The sequence below is a fragment of the Pseudomonas sp. 32A genome, from assembly GCF_052682255.1.
Genome location: NZ_JBQYLY010000001.1, coordinates 5096620 through 5113362, shown reverse-complemented (window position 1 = coordinate 5113362; position 16743 = coordinate 5096620). Strand labels below are relative to the sequence as shown.

Annotated in this window: 11 protein-coding genes; 8 read left to right on the top strand and 3 right to left on the bottom strand. The window is 61.9% G+C overall.

Going from position 1 to position 16743, the window contains the following annotated elements; genetic code table 11:
- Window positions 1-92: 92 nt before the first annotated feature.
- Window positions 93-1430 (bottom strand): lysine N(6)-hydroxylase/L-ornithine N(5)-oxygenase family protein, encoded by a 1338-nt coding sequence (locus ACUN0G_RS23500; protein ID WP_421553217.1) that lies wholly within the window; start codon window positions 1428-1430, stop codon window positions 93-95.
- A gap of 128 nt (window positions 1431-1558) precedes the next feature.
- Window positions 1559-2041: a sigma-70 family RNA polymerase sigma factor gene (locus tag ACUN0G_RS23495; RefSeq protein WP_258346933.1), complete on the bottom strand. Its 483-nt coding sequence runs from the start codon at window positions 2039-2041 to the stop codon at window positions 1559-1561.
- A gap of 270 nt (window positions 2042-2311) precedes the next feature.
- Here ACUN0G_RS23495 and ACUN0G_RS23490 point away from each other — a divergent pair, with 270 nt between their 5' ends.
- The 3 genes from ACUN0G_RS23490 to ACUN0G_RS23480 are packed head-to-tail and all read left to right on the top strand — an operon-like array spanning window position 2312 to window position 6854.
- Complete coding sequence (locus ACUN0G_RS23490; protein WP_258346934.1) at window positions 2312-3484, top strand: efflux RND transporter periplasmic adaptor subunit; 1173 nt, start codon at window positions 2312-2314, stop codon at window positions 3482-3484.
- Complete coding sequence (locus tag ACUN0G_RS23485; protein WP_445574398.1) at window positions 3485-5452, top strand: MacB family efflux pump subunit; 1968 nt, start codon at window positions 3485-3487, stop codon at window positions 5450-5452.
- A 7-nt stretch (window positions 5453-5459) separates the two neighbouring features.
- Window positions 5460-6854, top strand: coding sequence for an efflux transporter outer membrane subunit (locus tag ACUN0G_RS23480; RefSeq protein WP_445574397.1), 1395 nt, complete (start codon window positions 5460-5462; stop codon window positions 6852-6854).
- Window positions 6855-6881: 27 nt separating this feature from the next.
- Here the strand turns inward: ACUN0G_RS23480 and pvdP are convergent, their stop codons facing one another.
- Window positions 6882-8510, bottom strand: coding sequence for a pyoverdine maturation tyrosinase PvdP (pvdP, locus tag ACUN0G_RS23475; RefSeq protein ID WP_258346937.1), 1629 nt, complete (start codon window positions 8508-8510; stop codon window positions 6882-6884).
- A gap of 172 nt (window positions 8511-8682) precedes the next feature.
- Here pvdP and pvdM point away from each other — a divergent pair, with 172 nt between their 5' ends.
- The 5 genes from pvdM (at window position 8683) to ACUN0G_RS23450 (ending at window position 16672) form a co-directional block, all read left to right on the top strand.
- Window positions 8683-10029, top strand: a complete 1347-nt coding sequence (gene pvdM, locus ACUN0G_RS23470) for a pyoverdine-tailoring dipeptidase-like protein PvdM (protein ID WP_445574396.1) — start codon at window positions 8683-8685, stop codon at window positions 10027-10029.
- Window positions 10030-10038: 9 nt separating this feature from the next.
- Window positions 10039-11319, top strand: coding sequence for a pyoverdine-tailoring periplasmic protein PvdN (gene pvdN, locus ACUN0G_RS23465; protein ID WP_445574395.1), 1281 nt, complete (start codon window positions 10039-10041; stop codon window positions 11317-11319).
- Window positions 11320-11406: 87 nt separating this feature from the next.
- Window positions 11407-12255 (top strand): dihydropyoverdine dehydrogenase, encoded by an 849-nt coding sequence (gene pvdO / locus ACUN0G_RS23460; RefSeq protein ID WP_445575587.1) that lies wholly within the window; start codon window positions 11407-11409, stop codon window positions 12253-12255.
- Between the two features lie 203 nt (window positions 12256-12458).
- A complete protein-coding gene (locus ACUN0G_RS23455) occupies window positions 12459-14117 on the top strand; it encodes a cyclic peptide export ABC transporter (RefSeq protein ID WP_445574394.1) in 1659 nt (552 codons plus the stop codon).
- Between the two features lie 95 nt (window positions 14118-14212).
- Window positions 14213-16672 carry a TonB-dependent siderophore receptor gene (locus tag ACUN0G_RS23450; RefSeq protein WP_445574393.1) on the top strand — a complete coding sequence of 820 codons (2460 nt, stop codon included), beginning with the start codon at window positions 14213-14215 and terminating at the stop codon, window positions 16670-16672.
- The last annotated feature ends 71 nt before the right edge of the window (window positions 16673-16743 follow it).

The following is a 16743-nucleotide window of genomic DNA, read 5'->3' as shown; positions in this document are numbered from 1 at the left end:
TCCTGAGAGCGTTGCGGGGTATCAGGTTTCCATCGTCATCGTTGACAACCTTCGCGAGCAAGCTCGCTCCTACAATGGGCAGCGGGCGGTCCTCAGCTGGCGGTCGCGAACAAGAGATCCTGCACTGAACGGCTCTTGCCGCGGGTGCGGTCGTGTTCGTACAGCGACGCGGCAATCTCGTCGGCACGGATCGGCAGGATCGACAGCAAGGTGTCGCTCAAGCCATGGCTGGCCTGGCTGAAACCCTGCATATAGATGCCGGCCTTGCAGCGCTCGTCAGTGACAATGCGGTAGTCGCGGCTGACTTCGAAGTCGCCCATGTATTCGGCCAACGGTGCCAGCAACTGGCGGTGCATCTGGCGCTCGTAACCGGTGGCCAGCACCACGGCGTCGTAATGATTGAGGCTGGTCTCGCCGGTGGCGTTGTTGCGCAATGCCAACTCGACGCCCAACGGCCCGGCGGTGGCTTTTTCCACGGTGGTCAGGGTACGGAACGCGTGACGGGCAATGCCGGAGACTTTCTGGCGGTAGAAAATCCCGTAGATGCGCTCGATCAGGTCCAGGTCCACCACCGAATAGTTGGTGTTGTGGTACTCGTTGACCAGGCGCTCGCGCTCACTGCCGTTCTGCTGGAACACCAGGTCGGTGAACTCCGGCGAGAACACTTCGTTGACGAACGGGCTGTCATCGGCAGGTTTTAGCGCCGAACCGCGCAGGATCATGTCCACCTGCACCGAAGGGAAACTGTCGTTGAGGTCGATAAACGCCTCGGCCGCGCTCTGGCCGCCGCCGATAATCGCGATGCGCATCGGTTTGCCGTCGACACACGGCTGCTGGGCCATGCGCGCCAGATACTGAGAGTGATGGAACACCCGCCCGTCGTCCTTGAGGGCCTTGAACGACGACGGAATACGCGGCGTACCACCGGCGCTGACCACCACCGAGCGGGTCGTACGTACGTGCTGCTCACCCTGGGCATCCCGTGAGATCACCCGCAATGCCTCGACCTGCTGCTGATGCAGGATCGGCTCGATGGCCAGCACTTCCTCGCCATAACGGCTTTGCGCCTGGAACTGCCCGGAGACCCAGCGCAGGTAGTCGTTGTACTCCATGCGGCACGGATAGAAGGTGCCCAGGTTGATGAAATCTACCAGGCGCCCGTGGGCTTTCAGGTAATTGACGAAAGAATATGGGCTGGTGGGGTTGCGCAGGGTCACCAGGTCCTTGAGGAAGGAAATCTGCAACTCACTCTGGGCCACCAGGGTGTTGCCGTGCCAGCGGTAGTCGGCCTGCTTGTCGAGAAACAGCACGTCCAGCTTGCCCTGGGCTTTCTCGCGCTCTTGCAAGGCAATGGCCAGCGCCAGATTCGAAGGGCCGAAACCGATACCGATCAGGTCGTGAACCGCGGGCGATGCAATTGCCTGTGTCATTCCAGTGTCCTCTGGATAAGCCCCGTGGCGTTGGGGGCGGGAAAGCCTCAGCGACCTGAAGGCAGTACAACAGGTCATGTGTTGATAGAAGACGAGGACAATGAAAAAAAATTTAGCTACCGCTGGAATCAGTGCGCATCCCACTCACGCATACGTGCCCGGCAATGCTTCATGGCATTGACGATATGTTTTTCCACCAGCGCGCGGGAAATACCCAGGCGTTCGGCGATTTGCAGGTGGGACATGCCTTCGAGCTTGCGCAGCAGGAAGCTGTCACGGCAGAGCGGCGGCAGTTCGGCCAGGGCGCGCTCGAGCATCTCCAGGCGCTGGCCGTGATCCAGGCTGTGGTGGGGCGAGGACAGCGAAAAACGCTCTTCGCTGTCGAGTACTTCCAGGGGTTCATCCTGATGCAGGGCGTTGCGCCGATGACCGTCAATCACCAGGTTCAGCGCCGTGCGATAAAGAAACGCCCGGGGCTGCTCGATCGGGACCTCACTGGCGCGCCCCAGCACCCGCACATAAGCGTCATGCACCACATCTTCGGCCACCTGACGGTTGCCCAGCCTGGCATTGAGGAAACACACCAGCTCGCGATAGTAGTTTTCCAACATGACTCCCAACCGCCTGGAGAGCGGCATTAGGTCCTTGAAATCGAAGATAACCGCCGTTTCGGTGACGCTGCTCGATGATGGCAGTTTGAGGCGTGTGTAATTTATAGTAATTCTCATCTAGTTTTAAAGAAGTCTTGCATCGACGGGCCATTTTTTCTTCGACAAGAGCTGTAACCACATATGTAACGGCCTAAATCTTCGGCCAATTCTCTCGTTTACCTGACAGCTTCCCGCACCTGCGGCCCGATCTTTCCTGGCTGGAACCTAAGCATGAAACGCCCTCGACCTGCCCGACGCGCCCTGCTTGTGGTCGCGTGCCTGATTCCTGTTATTGCTGTCGCTGCCTGGCAGGTCCTGCCACCGGGTCGGGACCGTCTGACGACCGTCACCGTGACCCGGGGCGATATCGAAAGCAGTGTGACCGCGCTAGGCACCCTACAGCCCCGGCGCTATGTAGACGTGGGTGCCCAGGCGTCCGGACAGATCCAGAAGATCCACGTCGAGGCGGGTGACGAGGTCAAGGAAGGCCAACTGCTGGTGGAGATCGACCCGTCCACGCAAAAAGCCAAGCTGGACGCGAGTCGCTATGCGATTGAAAACCTGCAGGCCCAGTTGCAGGAGCAGCGGGCCCAGCACGAACTGGCGCGACAGAAGTATCAACGCCAGCAACGGCTGGTGACGAGTAACGCCACGCGCGAGGAAGACGTCCAGACCGCCAAGGCCGAACTGAGCGCCACCCAGGCGCGGGTCGACATGTTCCAGGCACAGATCCGCCAGGCTCAGGCCAGCCTGCGCAGCGACGAAGCCGAACTGGGCTACACCCGCATCTACGCACCGATGTCGGGCACAGTGGTGGCCGTGGATGCTCGCGTTGGCCAGACCCTCAACGCTCAGCAACAGACGCCGCTTATCATGCGTATCGCCAAGCTTTCGCCCATGACCGTCTGGGCCGAGGTGTCGGAGGCCGATATCGGCCACGTCAAACCCGGCATGAGCGCCTACTTCACCACCTTGAGTGGTGGAGCACGGCGCTGGACCAGCACGGTGCGGCAGATTCTGCCGATCCCGCCAAAGCCACTCAACGAAACCAGCCAGGGCGGCGGCAGCCCTGCCAGTTCAAGCAAAAGCGGCAGCGGCCGGGTGGTGCTCTACACGGTGTTGCTGGATGTCGAAAACACCGACCATGCACTGATGGCCGAAATGACCACCCAGGTATTTTTTGTCGCCAGTGCGGCCCGCAATACCCTCACGGCGCCCATCGCAGCATTGCGCAGCGGCCCCACCCCAGACCGGCACATCGCCCAGGTGGTGGCGGCCAATGGCACGATCAAACGCCTCGAAGTGCGCACCGGTATCAGCGACCGGCGCCACATTCAGGTACTGGAGGGCTTGAACGAGGGCGATCACCTGCTGACCGGCACATCCGATGGCAAGGACGGCTGAATGCAAACGCCTCTGATCGAACTGCGTGATATCCGCAAATCCTACGGCGGTGACGACAGCCCCAAGGTCGACGTGCTGCGAGGCATTGACCTGTCGATTCATGCGGGCGAGTTTGTCGCGATTGTCGGCACCTCGGGCTCCGGCAAATCGACCCTGATGAATATCCTTGGCTGCCTGGACCGACCCAGTCAGGGTGACTACCTGTTCGCCGGCGAAAACGTCGCCCAACTCGACAGCGATGAGCTGGCCTGGTTGCGCAGGGAAGCTTTCGGTTTTGTATTCCAGGGCTATCACCTGATCCCGTCGGGCTCGGCCCAGGAAAACGTCGAGATGCCAGCCATCTACGCCGGCCTGCCGGCAGCCGAGCGTCACGCCCGTGCCGCTGCCCTGCTGGACCGCCTGGGCCTGGCCAGCCGCACCGGCAACCGCCCCCATCAATTGTCCGGCGGCCAACAGCAACGGGTGTCCATTGCACGGGCCTTGATGAACGGCGGGCACATCATCCTCGCCGACGAGCCCACCGGCGCCCTGGACAGCCAGAGCGGCGCGGAGGTCATGGCCCTGCTGGATGAGCTGGCAGGCCAGGGGCATGTGGTCATTCTCATTACCCACGACCGGGAAGTCGCCGCCCGCGCCAAGCGCATCATTGAAATCCGCGACGGCCAGATCATCAGCGATACCGCCCGACACGCCACCGCGGCCGATGCCCCCACAGGCGCCCTTCAGGCGGTGGACCTGCGCCAGCGCCTGGCCCTGGGCAGCGAGCACACCGGCGCCTGGAAAGGTGAACTGATGGACGCGGTCCGCGCAGCCTGGCGGGTCATGTGGATCAACCGGTTTCGCACGGCGCTGACGTTGCTGGGGATCGTCATCGGCGTGGCCTCAGTGGTGGTGATGCTGGCCGTGGGTGAAGGCAGCAAGCGCCAGGTCATGGCACAGATGGGCGCCTTCGGCTCCAACATTATTTACCTCAGCGGCCACACGCCGAACCCACGCTCGCCGCCTGGCATCATCACCCTGGATGACGTGGCCGCCCTTGCCGACTTGCCGCAGGTGCAACGCATCATGCCCGTCAACGGCGCACGGGCGACGGTACGTTTCGGCAACCTGGACCACGCAGCCTACGTGGGTGGCAACGACACCAACTTCCCGACTATTTTCAACTGGCCGGTGGTCGAAGGCAGCTACTTTACCGAGGCGGACGAACAAGCAGCCTCGGCCGTGGCGGTGATCGGCAAGAAGGTCCGGGACACCCTGCTCAAAGACGTTGCCGACCCCATCGGCCAGTACATCCTGATTGAAAACGTGCCCTTCCAGGTGGTCGGCGTACTGGCCGGCAAGGGCGCAAGCTCTGGCGACCAGGACAGCGACGACCGGATTGCCGTGCCCTATTCCGCCGCCAGCATCCGACTGTTCGGCAGCCGCAATCCCGAATACGTGGCCATCGCCGCCGCCGATGCGCGCAATGTCAAAGACGCTGAACAGGCCATCGACCAATTGATGCTGCACCTGCATGACGGCAAGCGCGATTACGAGCTGACCAACAACGCCGCGATGATTCAGGCCGAAGCCCGCACCCAGAACACCCTGTCGCTGATGCTGGGTGCGATTGCCGCCATCTCCCTGCTGGTGGGTGGCATCGGCGTGATGAACATCATGCTGATGACCGTACGGGAACGCACCCGGGAAATCGGCATTCGCATGGCCACCGGCGCCCGCCAGCGGGACATCCTGCGTCAGTTCCTGACTGAAGCCGTGATGCTTTCACTGGTGGGCGGCGTAACCGGCATTGCCCTGGCCCTGCTCATCGGCGGGGTCTTGATCCTCAGCGATATCGCCGTTGCATTTTCCTTCCCGGCGGGCCTCGGCGCGTTCGCCTGCGCGTTGGTGACGGGTGTCGTTTTCGGCTTTATGCCAGCCCGCAAAGCCGCTCGCCTTGACCCGGTCACGGCCCTTACCAGTGAATGATCGCCCCATGAAAGCGCAACTGTCCCTCCTCGCCGTCAGCCTGATGCTGGCGGCCTGCAGCAACCTGGCTCCTCCCGTCGACAGTGGTGTGCATGCGCCCGCCGCCTGGCAGTCACCCAACCCCGACACCACCCGCCAGGACACCCGAAAATGGTGGAGCAACTTCGGCAGCCCGGCCCTTGACCGGCTGGTGACCCAAGCCCAGCTTGGCAGTTACGACCTGGCGGCCGCGATTGCCCGGGTACACCAGGCGCAAGCCAGTGCCGTGATCGCCGGTGCGCCGTTGCTGCCCTCCCTGGTGGGCGGCGTGAATGCCAGCCGCCAGAAACTGCTGCGCGGCAAGGGCTACAGCCAACTGGATGTCGACGATGACAACAAGGCCGTGGACAGCTTTGGCGCGAGCCTTACCGCCAGCTACGAAATGGATTTCTGGGGTGGCCGCCGCGCCGCCCGCGACAGCGCAACACTTGGGGTGCGTGCCAGCGAATTCGATCAAGCCACAGTAGAACTGACCCTGCTCAGCGGCGTGGCCAACAGCTACACGCAAGCGCTGGCACTCCAGGAACAAAACCGGATCGCCGCGCTGAACCTGGCCAACGCGCGCAACGTGCTTGACCTGGTCCAGGCACGCTACACCGCAGGTTCGGCCACCGCCCTGGAGCTGGCCCAGCAAAAGAGCCTGGTGGCGGCACAGCAAAGGCAATTGCCGCAGGTGCAGCAACAGGCGCAGGAGGCTGTGATCACCCTGGCGGCCCTGCTCGGTGTACCGGTGCAGCAGCTCGACCTGGGACAACAACGCTTCGAACACCTCAACTGGCCGGGCATCGCCGCCGGGATTCCCAGTGAACTGCTCAGCCGCCGCCCCGACATTGCCAGTGCCGAGGCCAGACTTGCCGCCGCCCAGGCCGACGTGGTCGTGGCCCGTGCGGCCATGTTGCCCACCGTCCTGCTGGGGGCCAGCGTCGGCTCGGGCGCCAGCACCGCGTCAGACATTCTGCGCAGCCCGTTCTACAACCTCACCGCCGGGCTCACCGCGCCCATCTTCGACAACGGCCGCCTGAGGGCCGAGCGCGACAAAACCCTGGCCCGCCAGGATGAGCTCCTGCAACTCTACCGGGGCGCGATCATCAACGGGTTTGCCGACGTTGAAAAAGCCCTAAACAGCATCCACGGCCTCGACGAGCAGCGGCAGTGGCAGCGTGAAGAGCTGAACCAGGCGCAGAGCGCGTTTGAGATTGCCCAGAGTCGCTATGAAGCAGGTGCCGAGGATTTGCTGACGGTGCTGGAGACTCAACGCACACTGTATGCAGCGCAGGACCTGAACGTGCAATTACGACTGGCGCGCATGCAGGCGAGTATCGCGCTGTACAAGGCTCTGGGGGGAGGCTGGCAGGCACAGTGAAGCCCTGCCTGCCGCAAGGCTAACCGGTCAATCCCAGAAGGAACGTCCGAGGGACAGGTGCCGTGCATACCATGGGCGTTGCGGCACTCGACGGAACAGGTCTTTCATACTCTCATCCGCCTCGAAAATGATGCGCAGTGCCAGCTTCATGGTCTCCGGATCCATTTCTACCGAGGTGCCCACCTGCAGCCCGGGTGTCGTGCTGCACCCGTGCGTGGTGGGGCCGAGCCAAGGGTCACCCGCTTCGACCCAGCGCCCCGGCGCAAACCAGGGCACGCCATTGACCTCCATGCGCGTCAGTTCACCGGGATGAAAGCGCTCGTGAGCGCGAAACCAATCTTCCAGCCGATCGTCGATCCATCCGTGAAAATGCCAGAACACCGGATTCACATGGGAAGAAAAAGGATCCCCCAGGAAGTCGTTTTCGGCGATATACCAGCGCGGCGAGAAATCGGCCTGCCCCCTGGCAAAGGGTACCGGCGCGTTGTTGGACGGGTCACGCGGCACCGAGGCCCAGCGCATGTGCAACCAATCATGCAGGCCCAGCTCGATTTCGGAGCCGAACTGGCCAAGGGTCAGTTTCGACAAATAACGGGGGTCCCGGTACTGCGATTCCCAGACCTGAAAGTTGCTGTGGTAGGTCTCGGCGGACTTGATGTCACTGACCCACTGGCTATAGGTGTCGTCCCCTTCCGCCAGCCAGGTTGGCGGTAACGCGAACCCGTCATGGTTATCGAAATAGCGGGCAAACCCCAGTCGATCGCGCAACAACTCAGGCTGCGGCAAAGGAAAGTGACGCCAGGAGGGCAGCGCCTGCATCGAACGCGCCGTGGCAAGCATGTGCCGGTGCATGAAAAAAAAGTCGATTCCGGAGCCGTTTCGGTCCTTGTCCGGCCCGCGTGCGCCACGCTCCTGATCCCTGGGCCCCGGCTGCCAGCCGATACCGCGCAGGGCACCGCGCTTGTCCTCCGGCAACTTGTGCCATTTGTCCCGCGAGGCGTGCCACAACTGGTGGAACAGCCGATGCTGCGGAGCGATCAGCCAGGCGAGCAAGGTATCGTTCAGCCCGATCCGCTCACGGGCCTCGGGAAAGCGGCGTTTGACGGCCACAAAGCGCAGGTCCAGCTCGGGCAGCGCCAGGGCGCGATCCAGTCGCTGTACAGATCCGCTGAGGGTGCCGGGCCCGGCGTTGCCATAGGCTGCCCAAACTTCGTCCAGGCTCGCCTTGAACTCGTAGCCCGGTGCGCCATCGGCTGCATCGCTGCGCCCCACTCGCCAATACAGTTGGGCCGCGTTGCCCGGAGCCAGGTCGCCGACCACCTGGTAACGCGGCTCGGCATCACTGCGCAACGCCTCGGCGGTGTCGAGGACGCCTACCAGGCCACGCCCGCGCGGGGCAATATCGAGAAACAGTTCCAGCCCCTCGACCGGCAAACCCTCCAGGCCACCATCGGCGCCGATAAACTGAATGTCCCAGACCCCGCGCAGGCTATTGGCCAAATGCTGGCCGGCGGTGTCCGCCAACTCGACCGTCGCCTCTCCCGGGGTTTCGGGATGCGCCTGGCGCAATAGCTCGCGACGCCCATAGAACGCTGCCGGAACGGCTGCTCCGGTCAGCGCCAGACCCGCCATGAACCATCGTCGAGAAATCGTCATTGCCCTACCTGTGTCAGCCCTGAAGCAGGCTTTATCCAAGCTAGAACGTTCATGGCGCGAGAAAATTTAAGCCGCGCCCCTGCGGCTAAATTTTTTCGCCCGCGGCTCGTTCTTCCCAGATAGCAAAGGCCCCTGCGCCTGCATTTCGACGGTAGACCTGACTGAGATGGCGATGATTAAACCTCGTTCGAAAAAAGCCCTGTATATCGGCCTTCCACTGCTGGTAGCCGTGGCCGCCGGCGCGGCCTGGCTTGTCTGGAGCTACTCCTCCGGCTATCCCGTCAAGGTGATGAAGCAGGCGACGGAGTTGCAGGACCGCATCATTTCCTTCGACAGCCATATCACCGTGCCCTTGACGTTCGGCAGCGAGGGCAGCGAGGCCGACAAGGACGGCCCACGGCAATTCGACCTCGCCAAGGCCAACCGTGGACGCCTGTCGGGTGCTGCACTGACCATATTTGGCTGGCCCGAAATGTGGAACGGCAACAACGCCCCCCATAAGCCCACCGCCGGGTTCGTCGATGAGGCCCGCAACCAACAGGAAGTGCGCTACAAAATCATCACGGGCATGGTTCGCGACTTTCCCAACCAGGTGGGCATCGCCTACACCCCGGACGATTTCCGGCGCCTGCACGGTGAAGGCAAGTTCGCAATCTTCATCAGCATGCTCAACGCCTATCCCCTGGGCGATGACCTCGACCAACTGAACCTGTGGACGGCCCGTGGCATGCGCATGTTCGGGTTCAGCTATGTCGGCAACAACAGCTGGTCCGACTCATCCCGCCCGCTGCCCTTCTTCAATGACTCACCGGACGCGCTCGATGGCCTGTCGGATATCGGCAAGCAGGCCGTGCAGCGCCTCAACGATCTGGGGGTGATCATTGATGTGTCGCAGATGTCGACCAAGGCCCTGGAGCAGGTTGCACAACTGAGCCGCACGCCGATGGTTGCCTCCCACTCCGCGCCCCGGGCGGCCGTGGATATTCCACGCAACCTCAGCGACAAGGAAATGCAGCTGATCAAGCAAAGCGGCGGCGTCGTGCAGGTGGTCGGGTTCGGCACCTACCTGCGCCCACTGACGCAAAAGACCCAGGACAAACTCAATGCCCTGCGCGCACGGTTCGACCTGCCTCCCCTGCCTAACCTGCATGTCGCACTGATGCCCGGCGACCCGATAATCGCCGCCTGGCCCGAGCAGAAATTCGGCCAGTACGCCAGCAGCCTGTACGCGATCCTCGACGAGGAGCCCAAGGCAACCCTCAAGGACCTGGGAGATGCCATCGACTACACCGTGCGCAAGATCGGTATCGATCACGTCGGTATTGCTTCTGACTTCAACGACGGTGGCGGCGTGCAGGGCTGGGACAACGTCAGCGAAATTCGTAACGTCACCGCTGAACTGTTGCAGCGCGGCTACTCGGAAGCGGACATCGCCAAACTGTGGGGCGGCAACTTCCTGCGGGTCTGGGACCAGGTCCAACAAGCAGCCAAACCCGTCGCCTCCCTTTCTGCCAAGTGAACCGCCGCCATGACTGATCGCCGCACCTTTCTCAAACATGCAGGCATTCTGGCTGCCAGCCTGCCCCTGGGCGCAGCCCTCGAGGCCCGGGCCGGCACGGCACCCGTGGCCGCCGTCAATCCCGATAAATGGGCGCAGCTGCGCCAACTGTTTACCCAGGACCCGGACTACCTGCACTTCTCCAACTTCCTGATCACGTCCCATCCCAAACCCGTGCGCGAGGCCATTGAACGCCACCGGGCCGAGCTGGACCGCAACCCCGCGCTGGCCATGGACTGGGACCTGCAGCACACTTGGAAATGCGAAGCCCAGGTGCGGGACTGGGCCGGGCGCTATCTGCAGGCCAAGCCTGGGCAAATCGCACTCACCGGCAGCACCACCGAAGGCCTGGCGATGATTTATGGCGGCATTCATGTACGGCCTGACCAGGAGATTCTGACCACCGTTCATGAACACTATTCGACCCGCAACAGCCTGCAATTCCGTGTAGAGAAACAGGGCACCCAGGTGCGCAAGATCAAACTCTTCGATGACGCCCACCAGGTGTCGGCGGATGAAGTGCTTGGCTCGATTGCCAAGGGCATTCGCCCCAACACCCGCGTGTTGGGCATGACCTGGGTGCAGTCGGGCAGCGGCGTGAAGCTGCCCATCGGCGAGATCGGCAAACTGGTGGATGAGCACAACCGCGATCGCGATGAAAAGGATCGCATCCTCTACGTGGTCGACGGCGTGCACGGATTTGGCGTCGAAGACCTGGCGTTCCCGGACATGCACTGCGACTTTTTCATCGCCGGCACCCATAAATGGATGTTTGGCCCCCGAGGCACGGGGATTATTTGTGCCCGATCCGAGGAGCTCAAAGACGTCACCCCCACCGAGCCGACCTTTTCCCAGGACACGGATTTCGCCACCACCATGACACCCGGCGGTTATCACGCCTTCGAACACCGCTGGGCCCTGGACGAAGCCTTCAAATTGCATTTGCAACTGGGCAAGGCTCAAGTCCAGGCCCGCATCCATGAACTCAATGACTACCTCAAAAGCCGCCTGCAGGCCCACTCGTCCATCGAGCTGGTCACGCCTCGCAGCCCTGAGCTGTCAGCCGGGTTTACGTTTTTCCGGGTCAAGGGCCAGGACAGCGACAAGGTCGCCGCCTACCTGATGCACAACCGCGTCTTGGTCGATGCCGTGGACCGCGACGCCGGCCCGGTGGTGCGCAGCGCTCCCGGGCTGCTGAACAATGAAGGCGAGATTGATCGCTTCATGGCCGTGCTCGAAAAAACCCTGTAACCCGCCACTTCCCTTCTCCTATAGAGACGACACATGAACAGTGCCCCGCTCCCTACCCGCCAGCCCCGCTCGTTGCGAGCGCTGCTGATGCTGTGCCTGGCGACCCTGCTCGCCAACCTGGCGCCCCTGACTGCACACGCGGCAACCGCTCCAGCCCCAGGCAAGGTGTTCAAGGACTGCAAGAATTGCCCGGAAATGGTGGTGCTGCCCGCCGGCAGCTACCTGATGGGCACGCCGGAAGACGAGATCGGCCGTGAAGGCGACGAAGGCCCGCAGCACACTGTGACGTTCGCCAAGCCCTTTGCCATGAGCCGCTTCCATGTCACCGCCGCCGAACTGGACGCCTACATCCGCGAAACCGGAGTGCTGATCAAGGACGGTGATACGCGTCCGGGCCGCCTGTGCAAGGCCAGCAAGCCCAGCTACAAACAGGGGCCGCGCCAGCCGGCGGTGTGTATCGACTACTTCGAGGTCCAGGCCTACACCGAATGGTTGTCGAAAAAAACCGGGCAGAAATACCGCATGGTCAGCGAGGCCGAGCGTGAGTATGCCGCTCGCGCCGGCAGCACCGGATCATTCCCCTTCCCGTTCGATGACGAGGGCGAATACCAGATCAGCAAACATGCCAACACCTACGGCCCCAAGGATGGCTATACCTATAGCGCACCGGTAGGCAGCTACCCGCCCAACGCGTTCGGCATGTACGACATGCACGGCAACGTCTATGAGTGGGTTGCCGACTGCTGGCACCCCAACTACGAAGGGGCTCCTACCGACGGCAGCGCCTGGTTGACCGGTGGTGACTGCAACGACGCCCACATCCGGGGCAACGACTGGGGCGAGGCGCCGGTATTCTCCCGATCGGGAAACCGTAACAGCCGCGAGAAAAATGTAAGAGGTGATTTCCTGGGGTTCCGCGTCGCACGGGAACTCTGACCCTCAAAACCCTGTGGTGAGGGCTCCCGCCCCTCACCACTGCGCGTGCGCCGCGCGATGCTGCCCTAAATCCCGCACCACTCCCTTCGTCTATTCGCTAAGAACCCAGCAGGCCAGAAGCCTCCAGGCTTGCCTTGCGGATCGTTCGTGCCTGCCCGTTTCGGCCCGCAATTGCCGGGCATCCCCACACACAGGAAGATTTCATGACCAGCCAACCACGCGGCGCCATCAGCGAACTGTTCGCCCTGCTCAAGCCCTTCTGGCCCATTGTGACGCTCTCGATTGTGCTGGGCATGGTAGGTGGCCTCGCCATCACGACCCTGCTGGCGACCATCAACACCTCGCTGCACTCGGACGAAGGCTTGACCCAAGGCGTGGTCCTGCTGTTCGCCGGCCTGTGTGTACTGGCGCTGACCAGCTCGATCTTTTCCGATATCGGCACCAACTATGTGGGCCAGAAAATCATCGCGCGACTGCGCAAGGAGCTTGGCGAAAAAGTTCTGTCGGCGCCCATCGAACAGATCGAGCGCTACCGTAATCACCGGCTCATACCGGTACTGACCCACGACATCGACACCATCAGCGACTTTTCCTTCGCCTTTGCGCCCTTGGCCATTTCCCTGACGGTCACCCTCGGTTGCCTGGGCTACCTGGCAATGCTCTCGTGGCCAATGTTCCTGATCATGCTGATTGCCATCGTCATCGGCAGCGTTGCCCAGTACATCGCCCGGGCCCGCGGCATGAGTGGTTTCTACGCAGCACGGGAGCAGGAAGAAGAGCTGCAGAAGCACTACACCGCGATTGCTTCCGGCGCCAAGGAGCTGCGCATTCACCGACCCCGTCGCCATCGCATGAACGTGGACGGCATCCAGGCGGCGGCCAATAGCATCTGCGACACCCAGGTACGTTCGGTCAATATCTTCATCATTGCCAAGACCTTCGGCTCGATGCTGTTTTTCGTGGTCATCGGTCTCGCCCTGGCCTTGCAGGCTTACTGGCCGAGTGCCGACAAGAGCGTCATGAGCGGTTTCGTCCTCGTGCTGCTGTACATGAAAGGCCCGCTTGAGCACTTGATCGGCACGCTGCCCATCGTCAGCCGCGCTCAAATTGCCTTCCGGCGCATTGCCGACCTCTCGGAGCGTTTCTCTTCGCCGGAGCCGCACCTGTTGCTCAGCGACGCCGAAGCACCGAAAACCGTGGTGCACAACCTTGAGCTGAATAACGTGCGCTTTGATTTCCCTCCCGTGGAAGGCAGCGAACCCTTCCGCCTGGGCCCGGTGAACCTGAACATCAAGCAAGGCGACATCATTTTTATCGTCGGCGAGAACGGTTGCGGCAAGACCACGCTGATCAAACTGTTGCTGGGGCTCTACGCACCACAACAGGGTGAGGTGCGCCTCAACGGCCACGCCATCACAGCCGAGAACCGCGACGACTACCGCCAACTGTTCACCACGATCTTCGCCGACTATTACCTGTTCGATGACCTGGTACGCGACGACCTGCACATCCCCGATACCGCCAACCAATACCTGCAACGCCTGGAGATCGCCCACAAGGTCAGCATCAAGGACGGCGCTTTCACCACCACCGACCTCTCCACCGGCCAGCGCAAACGCCTGGCCCTGGTCAATGCCTGGCTTGAGGAACGGCCGGTGCTGGTGTTTGACGAATGGGCGGCTGACCAGGACCCGACCTTCCGCCGGATTTTCTATACCGAACTGCTGCCGGACCTCAAGCGCCTGGGCAAAACCATCATCGTCATCAGCCATGACGACCGCTATTTCGACGTCGCCGACCAACTGGTGCACATGCGCTCAGGCAAGGTCACGGCGCAACAGCAGGAAATTGCCGAGGTTTAATTTCCGGTTTTGCCGATGACGTGCGTCTCACTTGGTAACTGAGAAGTAATCTCACTAAGATCTCTCGTTCGTTGACCCTTAAGAGCACTCCAATAATGCCTGCACATCGACTTCGCCCCCACGTTCTGGCCATGATGATTCGCCACGCGCTCACGCCAAATCTGCGCGTTTGCGCGGCTGGCCTGGCAGGGCTTCTGCCCATGCTGGTACACGCCCAGGAAATGCCCTTCAACATTCCGGCGCAGTCGTTGAGCAGTGCGTTGCAGGCTTTCGGCACCCAATCCAACCTGCAAGTGCTGTATAGCCCGCAGGACCTTGAAGGCAAGCGCAGCACCGCCGTGCATGGCAACCTCGCCCCTTCTGCCGCCATCGCCACCTTGCTGCAAGGCAGCGGCGTGCATTTCCAGGTGCAAGGCTCTGCGGTGACCGTCAGTGCCTCGGCGGGTGGCGCGCTGGAACTGGGCGCGACCACCATCAATGGCCAGACACTGGGGTCGACCACTGAAAACAGCGGCTCCTACACCACCGGCGCGATGCAGACGGCCACCAAGTTACCCTTGTCCCTGCGTGAAACCCCGCAGGCGGTGACGGTGATCACTCGCCAGCGCATGGACGACCAGGGCATGCGCAGCCTCGACGATGTGGTCCAGGCGGCACCAGGCCTGCGCCTGTCCGCAGCGCGACCGGCCAACAGCGAGTTCTTCGCCCGCGGTTTCCCCATCAACAACCTGATGTTCGATGGCCTGCCCACGACCTACTCCGCCGACTGGGTCGCCACCGCCGACCTGGCCCCGTATGACCGTGTCGAAGTGGTACGCGGTGCCACGGGCATGATGCAAGGCGCCGGTGATCCTTCGGCCGCCATCAACATGGTGCGCAAGCGTCCTACCAAGGAGTTCCAGGCGAGCGTCACCGGCAGCGCCGGCAGTTGGGACAACTACCGCAGCGAGCTGGATGTGTCGGGGCCGGTCAATGACAGCGGCACCGTACGTGGTCGCTTCGTCGGCGCCTACCAGGACAAGGACAGCTACCAGGACTACGCCGGTCGCGAGCGCGGCGTGTTCTACGGCATCACCGAATTTGACCTCAACGACAGCACCACCCTGACCGTGGGCGCGTCTGATCAGAATGACAATAACAACATCAACTGGGGCGGTTTACCGGTGAACCCCGACGGCAGCAGCATGGGGTTCTCGCGCTCCAAGACGTTCGGCTACAACTGGTCCCACCAGGACATCGACAACAAAACCGTGTTCGCCGAACTGGATCACCGCCTCGACAACGACTGGCGCCTGCACTTTGGCGCGTCGAAAAACTGGTCCGACTTCAAGCTGCTGGGTGCAGTGCTGGAACGCAACAGTGACTACTCCTACCGGCAACGTGTGTTCAACCAGAGCCGCGACTACGACCAGTCCACCTATGACTTCTTCGCCAGTGGCCCGTTTGCCCTGTTCGGCCGCCAGCATGAACTGGTGGTGGGCGCCAGCAAGCGCCAGCTAAAGACCGAGGCCACCGGCGGCACGATCTTCTTCAACAATGTCGACATCAACAATTTCAACCCCAAGGGTCAGCCGAAACCCACCGTTCCCGACGTTTACTCCCTCAGCGAAAAGGTCAACCAGGAAGGCCTCTACGTCACGACTCGCTGGAATGTGGCCGATCCGCTGAAGGTGATTCTCGGCGCGCGCCTGGACTGGTACGACTCCGATGATGTCTACAACCAGATCAGCGACCAGTACTACACCTCGGGCAAAACCAAGGTGGTGCGTAACCTGACCCGCTATGCCGGCGTCATCTATGACCTGGACGACACCTACTCGCTCTATGCCAGCTACACCGATATCTTCCAGCCACAGAGCGAGAAGGACGAGCTCGGTGCCAGTATCAAGCCCATCACCGGCAAGAACTATGAAGTGGGGATCAAGGGCGAATACTTTGACGGTGCGTTGAACGCCAGCGCCTCGTTGTTCCAGATCGACCAGCTCAACCGCGCCGCTGAAGTGGCCGACTACAGCAGCTGCAAGGTCATTCCGATCGGCAGCTACGCTTGCTATGAAGCCGCGGGCAAGGTCAGGAGCCGGGGTATCGAGCTGGAGATCAACGGTGCGCTGACGCCGAACTGGCAAGTGGGTGCCGGTTACACCTACGCCCAGGCGCTGTACGAGAAAGATGCCGACAAGAACAAGGAAGGCACCCTGTTCGACACCGACGTACCACGCCACCTGTTCAAGGCCAATACCACGTACCACCTGCAGGGCGACCTGAACAAGCTGCGTATCGGTGCCAACGTCTATAGCCAAAGCGGTACCTATAACAAAGGCGTCAGCACCTTCAACGGCCAGCGTCAAAACTTCCACGTCGAGCAGGACGCCTATGCCATCGTCGGTTTGATGGCCGGCTACCAGGTCACCAAAAACCTGGACACCCAGCTGAACGTCAACAACGTGTTCGACAAAAAGTACTACCAGGGCATCGCCAGCAACTCCACCTGGAGCCCGTATGACGTCTACGGTGACCCGCGCAACTTCACGGTGACCGCCAAGTACACCTTCTGATAGCGGTTAAACGGCGTTAAAAAAAACCGCATCCCTGAGGATGCGGTTTTTTTATGCCCACCGTAAACCGG

Excerpts from the sequence above, each read along its gene's own strand:
- ACUN0G_RS23500 (WP_421553217.1), bottom strand. The coding sequence starts at position 1,430 with ATGACACAGGCAATTGCATCGCCCGCGGTTCACGACCTGATCGGTATC.
- ACUN0G_RS23495 (WP_258346933.1), bottom strand. The coding sequence starts at position 2,041 with ATGTTGGAAAACTACTATCGCGAGCTGGTGTGTTTCCTCAATGCCAGG.
- ACUN0G_RS23490 (WP_258346934.1), top strand. The coding sequence starts at position 2,312 with ATGAAACGCCCTCGACCTGCCCGACGCGCCCTGCTTGTGGTCGCGTGC.
- ACUN0G_RS23485 (WP_445574398.1), top strand. The coding sequence starts at position 3,485 with ATGCAAACGCCTCTGATCGAACTGCGTGATATCCGCAAATCCTACGGC.
- ACUN0G_RS23480 (WP_445574397.1), top strand. The coding sequence starts at position 5,460 with ATGAAAGCGCAACTGTCCCTCCTCGCCGTCAGCCTGATGCTGGCGGCC.
- pvdP (WP_258346937.1), bottom strand. The coding sequence starts at position 8,510 with ATGACGATTTCTCGACGATGGTTCATGGCGGGTCTGGCGCTGACCGGA.
- pvdM (WP_445574396.1), top strand. The coding sequence starts at position 8,683 with ATGATTAAACCTCGTTCGAAAAAAGCCCTGTATATCGGCCTTCCACTG.
- pvdN (WP_445574395.1), top strand. The coding sequence starts at position 10,039 with ATGACTGATCGCCGCACCTTTCTCAAACATGCAGGCATTCTGGCTGCC.
- pvdO (WP_445575587.1), top strand. The coding sequence starts at position 11,407 with ATGCTGTGCCTGGCGACCCTGCTCGCCAACCTGGCGCCCCTGACTGCA.
- ACUN0G_RS23455 (WP_445574394.1), top strand. The coding sequence starts at position 12,459 with ATGACCAGCCAACCACGCGGCGCCATCAGCGAACTGTTCGCCCTGCTC.
- ACUN0G_RS23450 (WP_445574393.1), top strand. The coding sequence starts at position 14,213 with ATGCCTGCACATCGACTTCGCCCCCACGTTCTGGCCATGATGATTCGC.